Source organism: Mesorhizobium sp. M0227 (genome assembly GCF_040321855.1).
GTDB lineage: Bacteria > Pseudomonadota > Alphaproteobacteria > Rhizobiales > Rhizobiaceae > Mesorhizobium.
The window spans coordinates 38,334-58,303 of sequence record NZ_JAMYSJ010000030.1 but is presented as its reverse complement, the minus strand read 5'-3'; the positions used below and the strand labels follow the sequence as shown (position 1 = coordinate 58,303).

Genomic DNA, 19,970 nt, shown 5'->3' with positions numbered 1-19,970 from the left:
TGAAACGGTTTTCCGGAATTGCGTCAAACCAAGAGATCGAGAATTGCCGCGCAAACTAGGTAAAGCTCTTGGTCGAGTCGAGAGCGCCCCTTCACCCGGCACTACGAAAGCTGGCCAGATGATACCATCTGGCCACACATGATTTTGCTGGCCGGAAAATGTTGCCTGGACCGGCGCCGGAACGTTCCGGCGCCGTCGTTCAAAGGATGAACCGCGACAGGTCGGTATTCCTGGACAGGTCGCCGACATGCTTTTCCACATAGGCGGCGTCGATGGTGACGCTGGTTCCGTTGCGGTCGGGCGCGTCGTAGGAGATTTCGTCCAGCACCCGTTCCATCACTGTCTGCAGTCGTCTTGCGCCGATGTTCTCGACGCTGGCGTTGAGGTCGACGGCAATGCCGGCCAGCGAATCGATCGCGTCGTCGGTGAAGGTCAGGTCGACGCCCTCGGTCTTCATCAGAGCGATATACTGCTTGATCAGGCTGGCCTCTGTCTCGGTCAGGATACGGACGAAATCGTCCTTCTCCAGCGCCCGCAGCTCGACCCGGATCGGCAGGCGGCCCTGCAATTCCGGCAACAGGTCTGACGGCTTGGACACGTGGAACGCACCCGAGGCGATGAACAGGATGTGGTCGGTCTTCAGAGGTCCGTATTTGGTCGCCACCGTGGTGCCTTCGATCAGCGGCAGCAGGTCGCGCTGCACGCCTTCGCGGGAAACGCCGGCGCCCATGCCGCCTTCACGCGACGCGATCTTGTCGATCTCGTCGAGGAAGACGATGCCGTCATTCTCCGTCGCATCGAGCGCCCGGCGCACCACCTCGTCCTGGTCGAGCAGCTTGTCGGACTCGTCGTTGACCAGCAGGTCGTAGGATTCCTTCACCGTCGTCTTGCGCATCTTGGTCTTCTTGCCGCCCATCGCCTTCGACAGCATGTCGTTGATGTTCAGCACGCCGATATTGGCGCCCGGCATACCGGGGATTTCGAAGCCGGGCATGCCGCCAGCGCCGGTGTCGGCGACCTCGACCTCGATCTCCTTGTCGTCGAGTTCGCCGTCGCGCAGCTTCTTGCGGAAACTATCGCGGGTGGCCGGGCTCGCCGTCTTGCCGACCAGCGCTTCCAGCACGCGTTCCTCGGCGTTGACGTGGGCGCGCGCCTTGACGTCCTCGCGCATCTTCTCGCGCACCAGGCCGATGGCGATCTCGACCAGGTCTCGGATGATCTGCTCGACGTCGCGGCCGACATAGCCGACCTCGGTGAACTTGGTCGCCTCGACCTTGACGAAAGGCGCACCGGCGAGCCGCGCCAGGCGGCGCGAAATTTCCGTCTTGCCGACGCCGGTCGGCCCGATCATCAGGATGTTCTTCGGCATCACCTCTTCGCGCATCTGGCCCTCCAGCTGCTGGCGGCGCCAGCGGTTGCGCAAGGCGATGGCCACGGCGCGCTTGGCGTCTTTCTGGCCAATGATGAAACGGTCGAGTTCCGAAACGATTTCGCGGGGAGAAAATGTGCTCATATCACTAAATTCCACTTTGCCACTGCTTGATGGCCTCGAACGGATGCAGCAGCATGATCACGTTGAGTGTCAGATTGTCCCGGATGAGATAGCCGGTACCGAGTTCGAAGATGATGGCAAGGCTGACGATCACCCATATAGGTAGCCTTCGCGCCATCACAAATCCCAGCACCATGGCCAGTGTGTCGGACACCGAATTGATGATGCTGTCGCCGTAATAGTCGAGCGAGATGGTGCCGGCGCGGTAGCGCTCGATGATGAACGGGCTGTTTTCGAGCAGCTCCCAGCCGCCTTCGATGAAGACGGCGAACGCCAGCCTCAGTCCGATCGGCGAACGCGGGAACAGGAATTTGGCCAGCGCATAGAACAGGAAGCCGTGGATGATGTGCGAGAACGTATACCAGTCCGAAATGTGCTGGGAATTCTCCGAACTGTTCACCACGCCGTGCCAGAGTTTCACATAGCCGCAGGTGCAGATCGGCGCTCGCCCCATGCCGTAGAGCGCCCCAGCCTGGAAGATGACCAGGGCAAGCACCAGCAGAAGCCCCATCCGCCAGCTGTCTTCATAGGCCGAATAGCTGCTCTCCGTGGCCGGTGTCGTCATCGGTTCATTCCCCCTCGTTTCGCGTCGCCGTGTCGATCATCACAAAGCCTTGTCACGCCTTCAGCGGCGGTAGCCGGCGGATCACGGCAGCCGGCAAGGTGGGTTTGACCACAATCCGCCGGATACGCTGCCAGCCAGCCCCGAACAGAATAATCAGCGCGCCAACAACGACCAGGATCAAGGCAAAAGGCGGGATACCCGTCGAATCGGAGGCGGAATTCACCAGATAGTAGATGCCCAGCGAGCCGAAGTAAGCCAATGTCGGAACCAGAAGCGAACGGCGGTCGATGGCAAGCGCGACATAGAGGAAGCCAAGGATCAGAATCGTCAGCATGATGGTTGCATTGGCATCCGGCGCGATATGTCCGAATACGACGTTCTGGCCGGTTGCCATGATAAACAGCGGATGCACCAGCATGGGCGCCGAGACGACATGCAGCCAGAAAGCGCAATCAGACCAGATCTTGCGTCGATCCCTGTCGTAAATGTCAAAAGCTACACCCGTTGCGAACACGATCAGGCCGCAGATCAGCGGCATGTAAAGTGCCGCGCGGAGCAATTCGGGAACATCCTCAATACGCGGCGGCGCAATCGCACCCGCTGTCACGCTGTCATACAGGATTATCGCCGTTTGCAGGAAGGCAAGCAGTGTAAAGGCGATGGCGATAGCCCCGGCAATGATGGGGACGCGAAAACGCCAGAAATAGATCGCCGCCGCAATTATTCCTCCGCCCAGGAACAGATATCCGGCCTGGGACGCCGTCTGGCGCAACGCCAATAGCTGCCAGATGGTCTCCGGCTTGCGTATGCCGAAGCTGGCCTCCACTTGTAGCGCCAGAGCGGCCAGAATGGCGGCCATGAAAATCAGGGCAAGCACGGACGACGATAATTTCATCCGGTGCTGACGCGTGACAATTTCGGCGAGCCCCCAGGCGAAAACCGCGAGGATGCCGGCGATCCAGAATGTCTGGCCTGGAAGCAAGGTGGTGAGGACAAAGAAGAAGCCGGCGCTGAGCAGAACGGTTCCAACGGTGACGAACAGATCGTTGCCGCCGCCGACCAGCCGCAGGTTTTCCTCGTCACCCTCGTCATCGGCGCGCCTGACCTCGGGGGCGAGAGCGACCGCGCGTTCCATGGCCTCCAACTGATCGCGCAGGGTCTGCGAGATCAAACCTTTCGCGACTGCCTTGTCGAGTGTTTCGGCGCTGATCAATTGGGCTCCTGCGTCGCGTCGCGCGCCATCATCAAGGCAGGCCCGTACTCCGATGTTCTGGTGTCAAAGGCAACAAAGCCAGCCTTTTCATAGGCGCGGATGGCCCTGACATTGGCGGGATCAGGATCGATGATGACGCGCGGCACGCCTTCGTCGAAAAGCTGTTCGACGAACTGGCGCACGATTGCCGAGCCATGGCCGAGCCCGACCAGCTCCGGCCGGCCGATCGACAGGTCGATGCCGAGCGTGCCGAACGGCTGGTCGGCATAGGGATGGCCGTCCTCCAGATGCGGATCATAGGTCTGCAGATAACCGATCGGCTTGCCGTCGAGTTCGATAATCAGCGGCTCGACGGAAATCGAGTCGATGTGCTCGCGGATCTGCGCGATCTCGATCTCGGGATCGTCCCACCACTCGGCGACATGCGGTTCGGCGAGCCAGCCGGCGATCATCGGCAGGTCTTTCTCGGTCACCGGCCGAAAATCATAGCTATCTTCTTGTTGGACCATGATCTCTGGACGAACGGAACCGTTCGTCCGAGAAAACCGGTTTCCACGTTTCGGGATCATGGTCGGCCCGCTCAGCCGACATCGAGCGTTTCGACGACGAAGCTGTTGTTGGTGTAGACGCAGATGTCGGATGCGATCTGCATCGCCTTGCGGGCGATCTCCTCGGCATCCTTGTCGCTGTCCATCAGCGCGCGTGCCGCCGCCAGCGCGTAATTGCCGCCCGAACCGATGGCCATGACACCAAATTCGGGTTCGAGCACGTCGCCGGTGCCGGTCAGCGCCAGCGACACCGACTTGTCGGCCACCAACATCATCGCTTCCAGCCGGCGCAGATAGCGGTCGGTTCGCCAGTCCTTGGCGAGCTCGACGCAGGCGCGCGTCAGCTGGTCTGGATATTGTTCGAGCTTGGCCTCGAGCCGTTCCAGCAGCGTGAAGGCGTCGGCGGTGGCGCCGGCGAAGCCGGCGATCACATTGCCGCCCTTGCCGATGCGGCGCACCTTTTTGGCGTTGCCCTTCATGATGGTCTGGCCAAGGCTGACCTGGCCGTCGCCGGCGATCACCACCTTGTTGCCCTTGCGCACCGTCACGATGGTCGTGGCGTGCATGGTCAGTTCATTGGACATTTACTGGCTCCGAGCAGCGCCATCCCGATAAGGCGATTGGCGCGGTACGAGTAACTTTGATTGGCCATATGTATGCATGGGGCCGGTGATTGCAAATCGCTCTCTGGCAAGGCCGATACCGCTGTCAGAGGCAACTGGCAATCGCCGGATCATGCTGCTAGAAGGCTTTCGTTTTCAAGCCTGCGAGCGCTTGAAGCCTCTGAGCCGGTCACGATGTGAACCTCTGGGACAAGGATAGAGTGATGCCGCCCCGTTCCGCCGAAGCAAGCCGCAAGACCAAGGAAACCGACATCTCCGTGGCGGTCCATGTCGACGGCTCCGGCAAGTCGGATATCGCCACGGGCGTCGGCTTCTTCGACCATATGCTGGACCAGCTGTCGCGCCACTCCCTGATCGACATGACGGTCAGGGCGAAGGGCGATCTGCACATCGACGACCACCACACGGTCGAGGACACCGGCATCGCGCTCGGCCAGGCGCTGGCCAAGGCACTGGGCGAGCGGCGCGGCATCATGCGTTATGCCTCGATCGACCTTGCCATGGACGAGACGCTGACGCGCGCCGCGATCGACGTGTCCGGCCGTCCCTTCCTGGTCTGGAACGTTTCCTTCTCATCGCCGAAGATCGGCACCTTCGACACCGAGCTGGTGCCCGAATTCTTCCAGGCGCTGGCGCAGAATGCCGGCATCACGCTGCATGTCACCAATCACTACGGCGCCAACAACCATCACATCGCCGAGACCTGCTTCAAGGCGGTGGCGCGCGCGCTGCGCGCGGCTCTCGAACGCGATCCGCGCCAGCCGGATGCGGTTCCCTCCACCAAGGGATCGTTGAAGGGATAAGGCAATGGCCACCTATGTCGTGATGGAACCGCCAGGCCGCAGCGAAAAGGCCGATGCCACGGCCTTTGTCCGCGATGGCTTCACCTGGCTGGGCCTTCTGGTGCCGCCGCTATGGTTCGCCTGGCATCGGCTGTGGATCGAGGCGGCGCTTGCCTTCGTCGTCATGGGCCTGCTTTCGATGCTGGGCCAGAAGCTCGGCCTTGGTCTGGCCGGGTCGTTGCTGTCGTTGCTGGTTTCGCTCTATGTCGGACTGGAAGGGCAAGGCCTGCGCATCGCGGCACTTCGCCGGCGCGGTTGGCACGAATGGGGCGCGGTCGAAGCCGGTTGGCTCGACGATGCTGACACGCGCTATGCGCTCGAGGCGGAAGCGCTTCCCGATCAGGCCGCACCGGCACCGCGCATGGTCCCGGACGCTGCCCTGGCGCGGCCGTCGCAGCCGGGCATGGCGCTGGGGCTGACCCACATCCCGGGAAGAAGCTGATGCGGGTTGCGATCATCGATTACGGTTCGGGCAATCTGCGCTCGGCCACCAAGGCTTTCGAGCGCGCGGCGCGGGAAGCCGGCATATCGGCTGCTATCGACCTGACATCGGATGCCGAACGGGTGCGCACGGCCGACCGCATCGTCCTGCCCGGCGTCGGCGCCTATGCCGACTGCGCGGCCGGCTTGCATGCCCTCGAAGGCATGTGGGAAGCGGTCGAGGAGGTGGCTATCGACAAGGGCCGGCCGTTCCTCGGCATCTGCGTCGGCATGCAGCTGATGTCCGAGCGCGGCCTGGAAAAGACAATCACCAACGGCTTCGGCTGGGTATCAGGTGACGTCAAGGAGATCACGCCGGCCGATCCGACGCTGAAGATCCCGCAGATCGGCTGGAACACGATCGAGCTCAAGCGCCAGCATCCGCTGTTTGCCGGCATACCGACTGGCGCAAGCGGGCTGCATGCCTATTTCGTGCATTCCTACCATCTCGATGCGGGCAAGGCGGAAGAGGTTCTGGCGGTCGCCGACTATGGCGGCCCGGTGACGGCGGCCGTCGCCCGCGACAATCTCGTCGGCACGCAGTTTCACCCGGAAAAGAGCCAGGCGCTGGGCTTGGCGCTGATCACCAATTTCCTGCGCTGGAGCCCTGAAAACCGATGAGCAAGAAGGGCTACTGGATGGCGATGGTCGAGGTGACCGATCCGGAAAATTATCCGCTATACATTGCCGCCAACAAAGCGGCTTTCGACAAATATGGCGCAAAATTCCTGACCCGCGGCGGTCGGTCGTCGAGCCCGGAAGGGCCATCGGGCAATCGCCATGTCATCATCGAGTTCGAGAGCTACGCGGTCGCACTCGCCTGCTTCCATTCGCCCGAATACCAGGCGGCGCTGAAATTCCGACGCCTCTATTCGACGTCGCATTTCGCCATTGTGGAAGGCGCCTGAACGGATGATCCTTTTCCCGGCGATAGATCTCAAGGACGGCCAGTGCGTGCGCCTCAGGCATGGCGACATGGCGACCGCGACCATCTACAACGATGATCCTGCCGCCCAGGCGCGAGCCTTCGAGCAACAGGGCTTCGAATGGCTGCATGTCGTCGACCTCAACGGCGCCTTCCAGGGCCAGAGCGTCAACAGTGCGGCGGTCGGCGCCATCCTCAAGGCAACGAAGAACCCGGTGCAGCTCGGCGGCGGCATCCGCACGCTGGCGCAGATCGAGGATTGGCTCGATCGCGGGCTGGCCCGCGTCATCCTCGGCACGGTGGCGGTGCGCGATCCCGACCTGGTCAAGCAGGCCTGCAAGGCGTTTCCGGGCAAGGTCGCCGTCGGCATCGACGCCAAGGGCGGCAAGGTCGCCGTCGAGGGCTGGGCCGAGGCGTCGAGCCTTGGCGTCATCGAACTGGCGAGGAAATTCGAGGGCGCCGGCGTCGCCGCCATCATCTACACCGACATCGACCGCGACGGCGTTTTGACCGGCATCAATTGGGACGCCACCATCGACCTCGCCGATGCCGTGTCGATCCCGGTGATCGCTTCCGGCGGCCTCGCCTCGATCGCCGACATCGTGCGCATGACCATGCCCGATGCGCAAAAGCTCGAAGGCGCGATCTCCGGGCGCGCGCTCTATGACGGCCGCATCGATCCGGCCGAGGCCCTGGCGATCCTCCAGGGCAGGGCGGAGCCGCGGACGTGAAAATTTCCATCATCCTGGCCTCCTATGACAGCGGCCATTACCATGGCGGCATGGGCCAAGGTCCGGACGCGCTGGTCTCGGGCGGGCTCGTCGAAGCCTTGACGATGGCCGGTCACGACGTCGCGGTCGGGGACATCGGCAAGGTCGGAGACGATCAGGAGCGCGAGATCGCCACCGGCTTTGCCGTCTGCAACGCGGTTGCGAGCGAGGTTCGCCTTGCCCGTGACGCCGGTCGGTTTCCCATCGTCCTTGCGGGAAACTGCCTGACCAGCGCCGGCGCGGTCGCCGGCGAAGACGCCGATGCGATCATCTGGGCCGACCAGCATGGCGACCTGAACACGCCCGAGACATCCACATATGGCTTTCTCGACGGCATGGCGCTGGCGACGGTGCTTGGCCTGTGCTGGCGGCCGATGGCGTCGGCCATTCCCGGCTTCAGGCCGATCGATCCGTCGCGTTGCGTGCTCGTCAACGCGCGCGATCTCGATCCGGCGGAAAGACAGCTTCTCGAGACCTTGCCGATCGTGCGGACGGAATGCTTCGGGGTGGCCCAGGCGGCCGAAAGACTGAAGATCGCCGGCGCCAGACGCGTGCACATGCATCTCGATATGGACGTGCATGATCCCCGGGAGCTGCAGGCCAACCGCTATATCACTTCGGGCGGCCCGAGCCCGGAACAGCTGCGCGACGCCACTTGCGCCATGGCGCTGGCGGTGCCGGTCGTCGGCATCACCGTCTCCGCCTACGACCCGGCCTTCGACGCCCAGGCCGATGTTCCGCCGCTGGTTGGCCAGTTGCTGAACGATCTCATCGCCACGATAGAGGGCCGCTGATGCTGAAAGCCCGTGTCATCCCCTGTCTCGACGTCAAGAACGGCCGTGTCGTCAAGGGCGTCAACTTCGTCGATCTCGTCGACGCCGGCGATCCGGTCGAGGCGGCCAAGGCCTATGACGCGGCCGGCGCCGACGAACTCTGCTTCCTCGACATCACCGCTTCGTCGGACAATCGCGAAACCATCTTCGACGTCATCGCACGCACCGCCGAACAATGTTTCATGCCGCTGACCGTCGGGGGCGGCGTGCGCCAGGTCGCCGATATCAGGAAGCTGCTCTTGGCCGGCGCCGACAAGGTGTCGATCAACACGGCCGCGGTGAAGAACCCGGATTTTGTTGCCGAGGCCGCCGACAAGTTCGGCAACCAGTGCATCGTCGTCGCCATCGACGCCAAGAAGGTGTCGAGCACCAGTGAGACCGACCGCTGGGAGATCTTCACCCATGGCGGCCGCGAAAAGACCGGCATCGATGCGGTCGAGTTCGCCCGGAAAATGGTCGATCGCGGCGCCGGCGAGATCCTGCTGACCTCGATGGATCGGGACGGCACCAAGGCCGGCTACGACATCGCGCTGACCCGCGCGATATCAGACGCCGTGCGCGCGCCGGTGATCGCTTCCGGCGGCGTCGGCACGCTCGACCACATGGTTGAAGGCATTCGCGACGGCCATGCCGGCGCGGTTCTGGCGGCGTCGATCTTCCATTTCGGCACCTACACGATAGCGCAGGCCAAGGCGCATATGGCTGCCGCGGGGCTGCCGATGCGGCTGGACTCTGTGAATAATCGGCCCTAAAGCATGATCCCGAAAAGTGGGAACCGGTTTTCGGAAAAGATCATGCTTAAACAAGCAGATAGATGACGCCATGGCTGAGTTTTCGCTGTCAGATCTTGAAGAAACCATCAGGGAACGTGCCCATTCCGGCGACCCGGACTCGTGGACGGCAAAATTGTTCGCGCGCGGCATCGACAAGGCGGCGCAGAAGCTCGGCGAGGAGGCGGTCGAGACGGTGATTGCCGCCGTCAAGGGTGACAAACCGGCCCTCGTTTCGGAAAGTGCCGATCTTATATATCATTGGCTCGTCGTTCTCGGCCTCTCCGGGGTTCCGCTGAGCGACGTGCTTAGGGAACTCGAAGGCCGCACCCGGCGTTCGGGCATCGCCGAGAAGGCGTCACGGCCCAAGGGCTGACCGCGAGGAGGGCAGGTATCTCGATGGATCAGCTCGCGCCAACCGAGAAATATTCCCCCTTTCGTTTCTTCTCCGCCGATCAATGGTCGCAATTCCGTGCCGACACGCCGCTGACGCTGAGCGCGGACGAATTCCGCCGCCTGCGCTCGCTCAACGATCCGGTCGATCTCGAAGAGGTCACGCGCATCTATCTGTCGCTGTCGCGGCTTTTGTCCGCGCATGTCGAAGCGAGCCAGCTGCTGTTTCGGCAACGCCAGGCCTTCTTCAACGCGGTCGACGTGGTCAAGACGCCCTTCATCATCGGCATCGCCGGTTCGGTCGCCGTCGGCAAATCGACCACCGCACGCGTGCTGAAGGAACTGCTGGCGCGCTGGCCGTCGAGCCCCAAGGTCGATCTCATCACCACCGACGGCTTCCTGCTGCCCAACGAGGTCCTGCGCCGCGAGAACCTGATGGAGCGCAAGGGGTTCCCCGACAGCTACGATGTGGGCGCGCTGCTGCGCTTCCTGTCGGGCATCAAGTCGGCGCTGCCCGATGTCCGCGCGCCTGTCTATTCGCACCTGACCTATGACGTCATTCCTGGCGAGTTCGTCACCATCGACCGGCCCGACATATTGATCTTCGAAGGCATCAATGTCCTGCAGCCCGGCAAGCTGCCGCAGGACGGCAAGATCGTCCCTTTCCTGTCGGACTTCTTCGACTTCGCCATCTACATCGATGCCGACGAAAAGCTGATCCACAACTGGTACATTTCCCGCTTCATGCGGCTGCGTGAGACCGCCTTCCGCAACCCGGACTCCTTCTTTCACCGCTATTCGCAGCTGTCGGAGGGTTCGGCGCGCGCCATCGCCGAAGGCCTGTGGACCAACATCAATTTGAAGAATCTGCGCGAGAACATTCTGCCGACGCGAGCGCGCGCCGACCTCATCCTGCGCAAGGGCGCCGACCACCTGATCGAGGAAGTGGCGCTCAGGAAGCTGTGACGGCCGGCTTCGTCACCCGTCGTAATGTCAGATTGATCCGCCCACCGTTTTTCAGCAGTGCCGAGGTCGAGGGATAGATCCGATCGACGCCGTGAAAGCACAGCCGCCCCTCGCCGCCGAGCACCACGACGTCACCGCTTTGCAGCCTGAACGACCGGGTCGCCCCGTCACGCGTCGTCTGGCCGACCCTGAACAGGCAATCGTCGCCCAGTGAGACGGAGACGACCGGCGCCGAAAAATCAGCCTCGTCGCGGTCCTGATGCAGCCCCATTTTTGCATCCGGCGTGTAGAAATTGATCAGGCACGCTTCCGGTGGATTGGGATAGCCCGATACCTGCCGCCACAGCTCGAGCAGCGCATCCGGAATTGGCGGCCAAGGCGCCCCGGTTACCGGATGCGCCGGCTGGTAACGATAGCCGTGCTCCTTGTCGGTGACCCAGCCGAGCGGCCCGCAATTGGTCATGCGCACGCTCATCTCCTTGCCGGTGCGCGGCATGGCCGGCACGAACAGCGGCGCCTGCTGCACGATCCGTCTCACCTCATCGACCAGCGCTTCCTGCACGGTGCGTGACAGATAGGCCGGCATGTGGCGGACACCTTTGGGCAGAACGAGCACGGATTCGGTCACCTCCCGGATGGTTCGGAACCGTAAAATGTCACGATCAAAAGAAAACGGCGACCCGAAAGCCGCCGTTCTAACTCTTTGTTTGGCACAATTCCGGACGGAAAACCGTTTCACACTTTTCCTGGAATTGCTTTTCGCAAATTGGCATCGCCTTGATCAGGCGAGATCTGGGATGCGCAGCACCTGGCCCGGATAGATCTTGTCGGGATGGGTCAGCATCGGCTTGTTGGCCTCGAATATGACCGTGTTCTTGACGCCTTGGCCCTTGCCGTAGCTTTTCTCGGCGATCTTCCAGAGATTGTCGCCCTTCTTCACCGTGTAAAAGGTGGGCTCCTTGGCCGGGGCGGCGGCCGTGCCAGACGCTGGCGCGACCTGCAATTCGTCCGCCTGCACCTTGGAGACGCCGAGCGTGTTGCCGACGGCGATGACTGCCTTTTCGAAGATCGATTGATCCTTGACCACGCCCTTCAGCACCGCCGTGTCACCCTTGACGACGACCTCGACGCCATCGGTGCCGAGTTTGTGCGAATCGAGCTCCTTCTTGAGTGTGTCGGCCGAGGGTGCGGCTTCGTCGTCACCGCCGATGCCCAGTTTCTTGCCGACGCTCTTGACGAAATCGAACATGCCCATCCTTGGGTCTCCCTTGCTAATGGCAATGGTTGAACCTTGCATCTGCGGTCCAAAATGGGAAGTCGTTTTGTGCGCGTGCCTAGATCCAAGAGATAGAGCATGATGTGCCCGAAACCGCTTCACACTTTTCGGCATCATGCTCTGGTGTGGTGCTTAATCGTTCTCCACCCGGCCGCGCAGCTTCTTGATCGTGCCGCGCCCGGCCTTGCTCTTCAGCCGCCGCTCCACGGCGCCCTTCGATGGCCGTGTCTTCTTGCGCGGCGGCGGTGGCGGTTCGGCGGCCTTGGCGACCAATGCCGTCAGCCGTGCCCGCGCATCCGCCCGGTTCTGTTCCTGGGTGCGGAAGCGGCCTGCCTCGATGACGATGACACCGTCCTTGGTGGCACGCTGGCCGGCAAGTTTGATCGTCCGCTCGCGCACGCGCTCCGACAGACCCGTTGCGTTGGCCGCGTCGAAGCGCAGCTGCACCGCCGTCGCCACCTTGTTGACGTTCTGGCCGCCGGGGCCGGACGAGCGGATGAAATCCTCGTGCAGGTCGCCCGGATGGATAACCGCATCGCCTGATATGATGATGTTGTCGTCGCTCGCCATGCCGCAGTCATGGCGCGGCGGATCGAAAAAGAAAAGGCCCGATCGAACCGGGCCTTTCAACGAAAGCTGAACCCTGTGGCGCGATTACTCCGCCGCTTCCTGCATGCGCGGCGCGGCGCCCAGCACCACGGCATCGACATGGCTTTCGAATTTCTCGAAATTGACGGCGAACATGCCGACCAGCCTTGCCGCCTGCCGGTCATAGCCGGCCTTGTCGGCCCAGGTCGCCCGGGGGTCCAGAATCATCGGGTCGAGAATGCCGCTGTCGACGCCCGGGACAGCCACCGGCACCGCGAAACCGAAATGAGGGTCGGTGCGGAACTCGGCCGTCTTCAGCGAGCCGTCAAGTGCGGCGGCAAGCAAGGCGCGCGTCGCCTTGATCGGCATGCGCTTGCCGGTGCCGTAGGCGCCGCCGGTCCAGCCGGTATTGACCAGCCAGCAATTGGCGCCGTGGCCTGCAATCAGCTCGCGCAGCAGATTGCCGTATTCAGAGGGATGGCGCGGCATGAACGGCGCACCGAAACAGGTCGAAAACGTCGCTTCGGGCTCGGTTACCCCCTTTTCGGTTCCGGCCACCTTGGCGGTGTAGCCGGACAGGAAATGATACATCGCCTGCGCCGGGGTCAGCCGCGCGATCGGCGGCATCACGCCGAAGGCGTCGGCGGTCAGCATGATGATGTTGTTGGGATGGTTGGCGCGGCCGGTCTTGCTGGCATTGGGGATGAAGTCCAGCGGGTACGCGCAGCGTGTGTTTTCGGTCAGCCTTCCGTCGTTGAAATCCGGCACGCCATCGGCGTCGAGCACGACATTTTCCAGCACCGTGCCGAAGCGCTGCGTGGTGGCGAAGATTTCCGGCTCGGCTTCCGCCGACAGCTTGATCGTCTTGGCGTAGCAGCCGCCTTCGAAATTGAAGATGCCGTGCGGTCCCCAGCCATGCTCGTCGTCGCCGATCAACGTGCGCGAGGGATCGGCCGAGAGCGTCGTCTTGCCGGTGCCCGACAGGCCGAAGAAGATGGCGGCGTCGCCGGCCGCACCCTCATTGGCCGAGCAATGCATCGGCATCACGCCTTTCGCCGGCAGGAGATAGTTGAGCATGGTGAACACCGACTTCTTCATCTCGCCGGCATAGGAGGTGCCGCCGATCAGCACGATCTTGCGCGAAAGATCGACGGCGATTACCGTTTCGGTGCGGCTGCCGTGACGGAGGGGATCGGCGCGGAAGGACGGCAGGTCGATGATCGTCATCTCGGGCACGAACTGCTCGAGTTCGGTGGCACCGGGACGAATGAGCAGATTGCGGATGAACAGCGAGTGCCAGGCAAATTCGGTGATCACCCTGGTCGGCAGCCTCGACTCCGCATCGGCGCCGCCGACCAGATCCTGGACGTATAGATCCTTGTCCGCGGCATGCGCCTGGAAATCGGCGAGCAGCGTGTCGAACTGGGCCGGCGAGATCGCCTTGTTGTTCTCCCACCAGACATGTGGTTCGGTGTCACCGTTGCGGACGACGAACTTGTCCTTGGGCGAGCGGCCGGTGTGCTGGCCGGTCTCGGCGACCAGCGCGCCATGGGCGGTCAAGCGGGCCTCCCCGCGCCGGATCGATTCCTCATAAAGGGTAGCCGCACCGAAATTATAGCGCACCACGCCGGTGGTTTTCAGGCCGATATGATCGATCGCGCAGGCGGAATTGCGTTTGCCGACTTCCGACATCGAGTGTCCCTCTTGGATTTGCCGCATCTTTGCCGGCACGTTTCCAGCACGCCCACTACGCGGGCTGAGATGGTCAGAACCAGAAAAGGCAAATGATATCAAATCATTAATCGATTTAAATATTTTGAAAGTTGTTTAAATCGTTTATATGTGCAAAAAGTTTCGCGGTTGCCCAAAGGATTGGCGATGTACGTTCGTCCAACCCATGTCGAGGTAGGATTGTGGCCGCCGGCATGCCGCGCGTGACAGCGGACAAGGCCTATGCCACATTTTGTACCTAATTTGTCCTGCAAAAGCCCCTTCTCTACGACAGAAGGGACAGCTCATGAGGGAGCCGCTTGAAATGGCAACAATCGCGCTTGTCGATGACGACCGCAACATTCTGACATCGGTGTCGATCGCCTTGGAATCCGAGGGGTATCGCGTCGAGACCTACACGGATGGTGCGTCGGCGCTGGAAGGCCTGGCGGCACGCCCGCCGAACCTTGCCATCCTCGACATCAAGATGCCGCGCATGGACGGCATGGAACTGCTGCGCCGGATGCGCCAGAAGTCCGACCTGCCGGTGATCTTCCTGACCTCCAAGGACGATGAGATCGACGAGTTGTTCGGTCTCAAGATGGGCGCCGACGACTTCATCCGCAAACCCTTTTCGCAGCGCCTGCTGGTCGAGCGCGTGCGCGCCGTGCTGCGCCGCGCCAGTGCCCGCGAGGCTGCCGCCAAGACGCCAAGCCAGCAGGCCCGCTCGCTCGAGCGCGGCCAGCTCGTCATGGACCAGGAGCGCCACACTTGCACCTGGAAAGGCGAGCCGGTGACGCTCACCGTCACCGAGTTCCTGATCCTGCATTCGCTGGCGCAGCGTCCAGGCGTCGTAAAAAGCCGTGATGCGCTGATGGATTCGGCCTATGATGAACAGGTCTATGTCGACGACCGCACCATCGACAGCCACATCAAGCGGCTGCGCAAGAAGTTCAAGGCCGTCGACGACGACTTCGAGATGATCGAAACCCTTTACGGAGTCGGATACCGGTTCCGCGAAGCGTAAGTAGCAGGGCCTGCTATTCGATGGCAGTGGAAGCACAGCGAACAAGACCGGCGGGCGCCTCCAGGCGGCCGTCGCGGATCATGCCGTCCTTCGTCTCGAAGATCACGGTGCCGATGCGCCGCTTCCTTGGTCATCATATCTTTTCCAGCCTGACGCGGCGTATCCTGTTCCTCAACCTTGCCGGCCTCGCCGTCCTGGTGACCGGCATCCTCTATCTCAACACCTTCCGCGACGGACTGATCGACGCCCGCGTCGAAAGCCTGATGACCCAGGGCGAGATCATCGCCGGCGCCATTGCCGCGTCGGCGACCGTCGAGACGGATTCGATCAGCATCGACCCGGAAAAGCTGCTTGAGCTGCAGGCCGGCGAAAGCCTGGGACCCGGCTCCGACCAGCTCGACAATCTCGACTTCCCGATCAACCCGGAGCGGGTCGCGCCGGTGCTGAGAAGGCTGATCTCGCCGACCAGGACCCGCGCACGCATCTATGACCGCGACGCCAATCTGCTGCTCGATTCGCGCCACCTCTATTCGCGCGGCCAGATCCTGCGCTACGATCTGCCGCCGGTTGAAGAGGAAGAGCCCGATCTTGTCGAGCGCATCCAGAAATTCGTCTTCGACTTCTTCCGCAACACCGAGCTGCCGGTCTATCACGAGCAGCCGGGCGGCAATGGCGCCGCTTTCCCGGAAGTGGTCAAGGCTCTCACCGGCAGCCCGTCGACCATCGTGCGCGTCAGCGAGCAGGGCGAGCAGATCGTTTCGGTGGCGGTGCCGATCCAGCGCTTTCGTGCCGTCCTGGGCGTGCTGATGCTGTCGACCGAAGGCGGCGACATCGACAAGATCGTCGCCGCCGAGCGCAAGGCGATCCTGCGCGTCTTCGGTATCGCGGCCCTTGTCACCGCCATCCTGTCAATGCTGCTTGCCTCCACCATCGCCAATCCGCTGCGCCGGCTGTCGGCGGCGGCGGTGCGGGTGCGGCGCGGCGTCAAGAGCCGTGAAGAGATCCCCGACTTTTCCGACCGTCAGGACGAGATCGGCAATCTGTCGATCGCCATACGCGACATGACCAACGCGCTCTACGCCCGTATCGAGGCGATCGAAAGCTTTGCGGCCGACGTGTCGCATGAATTGAAGAACCCGCTGACGTCGCTGCGCAGCGCGGTGGAAACCTTGCCGCTGGCCAAGAACGACGATTCGCGCGGCCGACTGATGGATATCATCCAGCACGATGTCAGGCGGCTGGACCGGCTCATCACCGATATTTCCGACGCCTCGCGCCTCGACGCCGAACTGGCGCGCGAGGATGCCGGGACGGTCGACCTGAAGAAATTCATCACCGATCTCGTCGCCGTTTCGCGCGAAGCGACGCGTAACAAGAAGGCGGTCGAGATCGAGTTCAAGGCCGCCAAACTGCCGCAAGGCGTCAAAGGCTACGTCGTCGTCGGGCATGATCTGCGCATCGGCCAGGTCATCACCAATTTGATCGAGAACGCCCGTTCCTTCGTTCCCGAGGACCATGGCCACATCAGCCTCTCGCTGGCGCGTGCCGGCAAGTTCAACATCGTCACCGTCGACGACAATGGCCCCGGCATCCGCGCCGACAACATCGACCGCATCTTCGAGCGCTTCTACACGGATCGGCCGGCCGGCGAGGCATTCGGCCAGAATTCGGGCCTTGGCCTGTCGATATCCAGGCAAATCGTCGAGGCCCATGGCGGCACGCTGACCGCCGAGAACATCCCCGGCACCAAACCCGGCGAGATCAAGGGCGCACGCTTTGTGGTGACATTGCCGGCCGAAGGCTGAGAGCATGAATTCCACCACGCCTGGTCCAGCCGTGCAGCCTGAAAACATTCACGCGACAATGGTTTTGATCGGCGAGCGCGGCATTCTCGTCACCGGAGCATCCGGCTCGGGCAAGACGACGCTGGCACTGGCGCTCATCGACCATTGTCGCCATCGCGGCCTGTTCTCGCGGCTCGTCGGCGACGATCAGCTCTTCGTCGAGGCGCATGCCGGGCGGCTGCTGTGCCGCGCTCCCGCCGCCATAGAAGGCCTCGCCGAGGTGCCGGGGCTCGGCCCCCGACCTCTGCCATTCGAGCCGGCAGGCCTCGTCGACCTCCATGTCCGCCTGGTGCCGGCCGGTGAAGCGGTGCGCTTCCAGGAGGATACCGCAAGCAGCATTGCGGGCTGTCTGGTGCCGCGGGTCGACGTGGTCGAACGCAATGTCCCAGCGGTCTTGCCGGTCGTGATGGCGCGGCTGTCGATCGCGCCTTTTCTATGATCCGTTCCGGGTTTTTTGCTGCAATGCGTCAAAATGGCATGTGCCTGCGCAATTTTGGGCTTGTCAACGGGCCGTGCGTCGACAAGATAGCGCTCCCGCCGCCTGGATTGGCTGGCGAGCATAAAATGCGCCTGTGAAGCGGCGATGACGGGAGCCACCAAAGAATGATCGGACTCGTGCTTGTAACGCACGGTCAACTGGCCACCGAGTTCCGACATGCCGTCGAACATGTCGTCGGGCCACAAGACAATTTCGAAACCGTGGCGATCGGTGCCGACGACGATATGGAGCAGCGTCGCCGCGACATCGTCGACGCTGTTGCCCGTGTCGATACCGGGGCGGGCGTCATCGTGCTGACCGACATGTTCGGCGGCACGCCCTCCAACCTTGCCATTTCGGTGATGGAATCCGGCCGCACCGAGGTGATCGCCGGCATGAACCTGCCGATGCTGATCAAGCTCTCCTCAATCCGCAAGGGCGACAATATGGCCGCCGCGCTCGATGAGGCTCAGGCCGCCGGCCGCAAATACATCAACGTCGCCAGCCAGCTCCTGAGCAGCAAATGACCGCGCTGTCCCCGGAAAAAGACCAAATTGTCCGGGATTTTCCCATCATCAACCAACGTGGCCTTCATGCGCGCGCTTCGGCGAAGTTCGTCCAGCTGGCCAGCGGCTTCGATGCCTCGGTGCATGTCGAGAAGGATGGCGTCAAGGTCGGCGGCACCTCGATCATGGGCCTGATGATGCTGGCGGCAAGCCCCGGCTATTCGATCCGCGTCACCGCCAGCGGGCCGGAGGCCCGGCAGGTCATCGACGCCCTGGAGCAGCTGGTGGCGTCCCGCTTTGGCGAGGAATGCTGAGTGCAGATGCGCGTCTGAGAGACATGCAGGGATAAAGATTTCTTTATATCCCATTGTCGACCCTGCTCCGATCTGCTAGTCAGGCCGGCAATTCGCGCCCTTCGACGCGCCGACCGGCGCGGGCGTGTCCGCAACAAATTCGCAAGCACAACATTCGCATCGGAGTACTGCCATGACGGGTAGCAAGGACTATGTGGTCGCCGACATCTCGCTTGCCGGCTGGGGCCGCAAGGAACTCGAGATCGCCGAAACCGAAATGCCGGGCCTGATGGCCTGCCGTGAGGAATTCGGTCCCAAGCAGCCGCTCAAGGGCGCGCGCATCACCGGCTCGCTGCACATGACGATCCAGACGGCGGTGCTGATCGAGACGCTGAAGGTACTGGGCGCCGATATCCGCTGGGCCTCCTGCAACATCTTCTCGACCCAGGACCATGCAGCCGCGGCCATCGCCGAAGCCGGCATCCCGGTGTTCGCCGTCAAGGGCGAGTCGCTCGAGGAATATTGGGACTACACCGACAAGATCTTCCAGTGGGCCGATGGCGGCCTGTCCAACATGATCCTCGATGATGGCGGCGATGCCACCATGTACATCCTGATCGGCGCCCGCGCCGAGGCAGGCGAGGATGTGCTGTCCAACCCGCAGAGCGAGGAAGAGGAATACTTCTACGCCCAGGTCAAGAAGCGCCTGAAGGCTTCGCCCGGCTTCTTCACCAAGCAAAAGGCGGCGATCCGCGGTGTCACCGAAGAGACGACCACCGGCGTCAACCGGCTCTACCAACTGCAGAAGAAGGGCCTGCTGCCCTTCCCCGCCATCAACGTCAACGACTCGGTCACCAAGTCGAAGTTCGACAACAAATATGGCTGCAAGGAATCGCTGGTCGACGGCATCCGCCGCGGCACCGACACGATGATGGCCGGCAAGGTCGCTGTCGTGTGCGGTTATGGCGACGTCGGCAAGGGCTCGTCGGCCTCGCTCAAGGGCGCCGGCGCCCGCGTCAAGGTCACCGAGGTCGATCCGATATGCGCCCTGCAGGCGGCGATGGACGGTTTTGAAGTCGTCACGCTGGAAGATGCGGCCCCCACCGCCGACATCGTCATCACCACCACCGGCAACAAGGATGTCGTCACCCTCGACCATATGCGCTCGATGAAGGACATGGTCATCGTCGGCAACATCGGCCATTTCGACAATGAGATCCAGGTCGCCGCGCTGCGCAATTTGAAATGGACAAACGTCAAGCCGCAGGTCGACATGATCACCTTCGCGGACGGCAAGCGGATGATCCTTTTGTCGGAAGGGCGGCTGCTCAATCTCGGCAACGCCACCGGCCACCCGAGCTTCGTCATGTCGGCATCCTTCACCAACCAGGTGCTGGCCCAGATCGAGCTCTACACCAAGCCCGGCCAGTACGAGAACCAGGTCTATGTCCTGCCCAAGCATCTCGACGAAAAGGTCGCGCGCCTGCATCTCGACAAGCTCGGCGCCCGCTTGACCGAACTGTCGGGTGAACAAGCCGCCTATATCGGCGTCACGCCGCAGGGTCCGTTCAAGCCGGAACACTACCGCTATTAACCAAAGCTAAAATTACTACCAGATATTGAGGCCGGGCGATTGACTTTTCGCCCGGCCATATTTTTGCGCGCCATCAGCCTTCACGGCGATTCGGCGAGGGGTTATTGTCAGGTGATTCGGCGATGCTTCCAGCCCGAGAGGGTCAAGAGAGGCACGCATCAGGGCGGTCTTGCA

24 protein-coding genes are annotated in these 19,970 nt (G+C 62.5%); 15 read left to right on the top strand and 9 right to left on the bottom strand.

All coding sequences use genetic code 11. From position 1 onward, the window contains the following. Positions 1-199: 199 nt before the first annotated feature. The 5 genes from hslU to hslV form a co-directional block, all read right to left on the bottom strand. Positions 200-1,513, bottom strand: coding sequence for an ATP-dependent protease ATPase subunit HslU (hslU, locus tag NKJ00_RS27620; protein WP_023810648.1), 1,314 nt, complete (start codon positions 1,511-1,513; stop codon positions 200-202). A gap of 4 nt (positions 1,514-1,517) precedes the next feature. Further along, positions 1,518-2,117 (bottom strand): DUF2585 domain-containing protein, encoded by a 600-nt coding sequence (locus tag NKJ00_RS27615; RefSeq protein ID WP_023810647.1) that lies wholly within the window; start codon positions 2,115-2,117, stop codon positions 1,518-1,520. Positions 2,118-2,169: 52 nt separating this feature from the next. Further along, the gene (locus NKJ00_RS27610) at positions 2,170-3,330 is read right to left on the bottom strand and encodes a hypothetical protein (protein WP_352632006.1); all 1,161 of its coding nucleotides are present in this window, start codon (positions 3,328-3,330) and stop codon (positions 2,170-2,172) included. Continuing rightward, positions 3,327-3,839, bottom strand: coding sequence for a GNAT family N-acetyltransferase (locus NKJ00_RS27605; protein ID WP_023810645.1), 513 nt, complete (start codon positions 3,837-3,839; stop codon positions 3,327-3,329). Before NKJ00_RS27605 ends, NKJ00_RS27610 begins: the two co-directional genes overlap by 4 nt. Before the next feature lie 71 nt (positions 3,840-3,910). Further along, on the bottom strand, positions 3,911-4,462 hold the full coding sequence (hslV, locus tag NKJ00_RS27600; protein WP_023810644.1) for an ATP-dependent protease subunit HslV: 552 nt from the start codon (positions 4,460-4,462) through the stop codon (positions 3,911-3,913). A gap of 242 nt (positions 4,463-4,704) precedes the next feature. On the opposite strand from hslV, the gene hisB reads away from it, so the two are divergent. The 9 genes from hisB (at position 4,705) to coaA (ending at position 10,480) form a co-directional block, all read left to right on the top strand. Next, a complete protein-coding gene (gene hisB / locus NKJ00_RS27595; protein WP_352611028.1) occupies positions 4,705-5,304 on the top strand; it encodes an imidazoleglycerol-phosphate dehydratase HisB in 600 nt (199 codons plus the stop codon). Positions 5,305-5,308: 4 nt separating this feature from the next. Beyond that, positions 5,309-5,785 (top strand): DUF2628 domain-containing protein, encoded by a 477-nt coding sequence (locus NKJ00_RS27590; RefSeq protein ID WP_352611029.1) that lies wholly within the window; start codon positions 5,309-5,311, stop codon positions 5,783-5,785. Next, the gene (hisH, locus tag NKJ00_RS27585; protein WP_023810642.1) at positions 5,785-6,444 is read left to right on the top strand and encodes an imidazole glycerol phosphate synthase subunit HisH; all 660 of its coding nucleotides are present in this window, start codon (positions 5,785-5,787) and stop codon (positions 6,442-6,444) included. The genes NKJ00_RS27590 and hisH overlap by 1 nt, the downstream gene beginning before the upstream one ends. Then, positions 6,441-6,731 (top strand): DUF1330 domain-containing protein, encoded by a 291-nt coding sequence (locus NKJ00_RS27580; protein ID WP_023810641.1) that lies wholly within the window; start codon positions 6,441-6,443, stop codon positions 6,729-6,731. Before hisH ends, NKJ00_RS27580 begins: the two co-directional genes overlap by 4 nt. Positions 6,732-6,735: 4 nt before the next feature. After that, positions 6,736-7,479, top strand: a complete 744-nt coding sequence (gene hisA, locus NKJ00_RS27575) for a 1-(5-phosphoribosyl)-5-[(5-phosphoribosylamino)methylideneamino]imidazole-4-carboxamide isomerase (protein WP_023810640.1) — start codon at positions 6,736-6,738, stop codon at positions 7,477-7,479. Further along, entirely contained in the window at positions 7,476-8,312 is an 837-nt protein-coding gene (locus NKJ00_RS27570) for an arginase family protein (protein ID WP_352632004.1), read from the top strand. Before hisA ends, NKJ00_RS27570 begins: the two co-directional genes overlap by 4 nt. Further along, positions 8,309-9,103: an imidazole glycerol phosphate synthase subunit HisF gene (hisF, locus tag NKJ00_RS27565; RefSeq protein ID WP_023810638.1), complete on the top strand. Its 795-nt coding sequence runs from the start codon at positions 8,309-8,311 to the stop codon at positions 9,101-9,103. The genes NKJ00_RS27570 and hisF overlap by 4 nt, the downstream gene beginning before the upstream one ends. 70 nt (positions 9,104-9,173) lie before the next feature. Beyond that, positions 9,174-9,497: a phosphoribosyl-ATP diphosphatase gene (locus tag NKJ00_RS27560; RefSeq protein ID WP_352554649.1), complete on the top strand. Its 324-nt coding sequence runs from the start codon at positions 9,174-9,176 to the stop codon at positions 9,495-9,497. 23 nt (positions 9,498-9,520) lie between these two features. Then, positions 9,521-10,480 (top strand): type I pantothenate kinase, encoded by a 960-nt coding sequence (coaA, locus tag NKJ00_RS27555; RefSeq protein WP_027039969.1) that lies wholly within the window; start codon positions 9,521-9,523, stop codon positions 10,478-10,480. Here the strand turns inward: coaA and NKJ00_RS27550 are convergent. The 4 genes from NKJ00_RS27550 to NKJ00_RS27535 all read right to left on the bottom strand — a co-directional run bounded on the left by NKJ00_RS27550 (position 10,467) and on the right by NKJ00_RS27535 (position 14,036). Beyond that, positions 10,467-11,096, bottom strand: a complete 630-nt coding sequence (locus tag NKJ00_RS27550) for an alpha-ketoglutarate-dependent dioxygenase AlkB family protein (protein WP_352632002.1) — start codon at positions 11,094-11,096, stop codon at positions 10,467-10,469. The genes coaA and NKJ00_RS27550 overlap by 14 nt on opposite strands. Positions 11,097-11,261: 165 nt before the next feature. Next, on the bottom strand, positions 11,262-11,735 hold the full coding sequence (gene lysM / locus NKJ00_RS27545; RefSeq protein WP_352611031.1) for a peptidoglycan-binding protein LysM: 474 nt from the start codon (positions 11,733-11,735) through the stop codon (positions 11,262-11,264). Between the two features lie 153 nt (positions 11,736-11,888). Continuing rightward, entirely contained in the window at positions 11,889-12,326 is a 438-nt protein-coding gene (arfB, locus tag NKJ00_RS27540; protein WP_023810634.1) for an alternative ribosome rescue aminoacyl-tRNA hydrolase ArfB, read from the bottom strand. 84 nt (positions 12,327-12,410) lie between these two features. After that, complete coding sequence (locus tag NKJ00_RS27535) at positions 12,411-14,036, bottom strand: phosphoenolpyruvate carboxykinase (protein WP_352632000.1); 1,626 nt, start codon at positions 14,034-14,036, stop codon at positions 12,411-12,413. A gap of 343 nt (positions 14,037-14,379) precedes the next feature. Between NKJ00_RS27535 and NKJ00_RS27530 the strand changes: the two genes are divergently transcribed. The 6 genes from NKJ00_RS27530 to ahcY all read left to right on the top strand — a co-directional run bounded on the left by NKJ00_RS27530 (position 14,380) and on the right by ahcY (position 19,796). Then, entirely contained in the window at positions 14,380-15,081 is a 702-nt protein-coding gene (locus NKJ00_RS27530; RefSeq protein WP_013528337.1) for a response regulator transcription factor, read from the top strand. Between the two features lie 20 nt (positions 15,082-15,101). Continuing rightward, positions 15,102-16,886, top strand: a complete 1,785-nt coding sequence (locus NKJ00_RS27525; RefSeq protein ID WP_013528336.1) for a sensor histidine kinase — start codon at positions 15,102-15,104, stop codon at positions 16,884-16,886. A 4-nt stretch (positions 16,887-16,890) separates the two neighbouring features. Beyond that, on the top strand, positions 16,891-17,364 hold the full coding sequence (locus NKJ00_RS27520) for an HPr kinase/phosphorylase (protein ID WP_352631998.1): 474 nt from the start codon (positions 16,891-16,893) through the stop codon (positions 17,362-17,364). Between the two features lie 164 nt (positions 17,365-17,528). Beyond that, positions 17,529-17,930, top strand: coding sequence for a PTS sugar transporter subunit IIA (locus NKJ00_RS27515; RefSeq protein WP_010912939.1), 402 nt, complete (start codon positions 17,529-17,531; stop codon positions 17,928-17,930). Further along, entirely contained in the window at positions 17,927-18,223 is a 297-nt protein-coding gene (locus tag NKJ00_RS27510) for an HPr family phosphocarrier protein (protein WP_027039963.1), read from the top strand. The genes NKJ00_RS27515 and NKJ00_RS27510 overlap by 4 nt, the downstream gene beginning before the upstream one ends. A gap of 172 nt (positions 18,224-18,395) precedes the next feature. After that, positions 18,396-19,796 (top strand): adenosylhomocysteinase, encoded by a 1,401-nt coding sequence (gene ahcY, locus NKJ00_RS27505; protein ID WP_352631996.1) that lies wholly within the window; start codon positions 18,396-18,398, stop codon positions 19,794-19,796. Positions 19,797-19,970: the final 174 nt, after the last annotated feature.

Coding starts and splice junctions, on each gene's coding strand:
- NKJ00_RS27515 (WP_010912939.1), top strand. CDS start 17,529: ATGATCGGACTCGTGCTTGTAACGCACGGTCAACTGGCCACCGAGTTC.
- hslV (WP_023810644.1), bottom strand. CDS start 4,462: ATGTCCAATGAACTGACCATGCACGCCACGACCATCGTGACGGTGCGC.
- NKJ00_RS27615 (WP_023810647.1), bottom strand. CDS start 2,117: ATGACGACACCGGCCACGGAGAGCAGCTATTCGGCCTATGAAGACAGC.
- NKJ00_RS27535 (WP_352632000.1), bottom strand. CDS start 14,036: ATGTCGGAAGTCGGCAAACGCAATTCCGCCTGCGCGATCGATCATATC.
- ahcY (WP_352631996.1), top strand. CDS start 18,396: ATGACGGGTAGCAAGGACTATGTGGTCGCCGACATCTCGCTTGCCGGC.
- arfB (WP_023810634.1), bottom strand. CDS start 12,326: ATGGCGAGCGACGACAACATCATCATATCAGGCGATGCGGTTATCCAT.
- NKJ00_RS27510 (WP_027039963.1), top strand. CDS start 17,927: ATGACCGCGCTGTCCCCGGAAAAAGACCAAATTGTCCGGGATTTTCCC.
- NKJ00_RS27560 (WP_352554649.1), top strand. CDS start 9,174: ATGGCTGAGTTTTCGCTGTCAGATCTTGAAGAAACCATCAGGGAACGT.
- NKJ00_RS27590 (WP_352611029.1), top strand. CDS start 5,309: ATGGCCACCTATGTCGTGATGGAACCGCCAGGCCGCAGCGAAAAGGCC.
- NKJ00_RS27580 (WP_023810641.1), top strand. CDS start 6,441: ATGAGCAAGAAGGGCTACTGGATGGCGATGGTCGAGGTGACCGATCCG.
- NKJ00_RS27520 (WP_352631998.1), top strand. CDS start 16,891: ATGAATTCCACCACGCCTGGTCCAGCCGTGCAGCCTGAAAACATTCAC.
- NKJ00_RS27530 (WP_013528337.1), top strand. CDS start 14,380: ATGGCAACAATCGCGCTTGTCGATGACGACCGCAACATTCTGACATCG.
- NKJ00_RS27605 (WP_023810645.1), bottom strand. CDS start 3,839: ATGGTCCAACAAGAAGATAGCTATGATTTTCGGCCGGTGACCGAGAAA.
- NKJ00_RS27525 (WP_013528336.1), top strand. CDS start 15,102: ATGGCAGTGGAAGCACAGCGAACAAGACCGGCGGGCGCCTCCAGGCGG.
- lysM (WP_352611031.1), bottom strand. CDS start 11,735: ATGGGCATGTTCGATTTCGTCAAGAGCGTCGGCAAGAAACTGGGCATC.
- hisB (WP_352611028.1), top strand. CDS start 4,705: ATGCCGCCCCGTTCCGCCGAAGCAAGCCGCAAGACCAAGGAAACCGAC.
- coaA (WP_027039969.1), top strand. CDS start 9,521: ATGGATCAGCTCGCGCCAACCGAGAAATATTCCCCCTTTCGTTTCTTC.
- hslU (WP_023810648.1), bottom strand. CDS start 1,513: ATGAGCACATTTTCTCCCCGCGAAATCGTTTCGGAACTCGACCGTTTC.
- hisH (WP_023810642.1), top strand. CDS start 5,785: ATGCGGGTTGCGATCATCGATTACGGTTCGGGCAATCTGCGCTCGGCC.
- hisA (WP_023810640.1), top strand. CDS start 6,736: ATGATCCTTTTCCCGGCGATAGATCTCAAGGACGGCCAGTGCGTGCGC.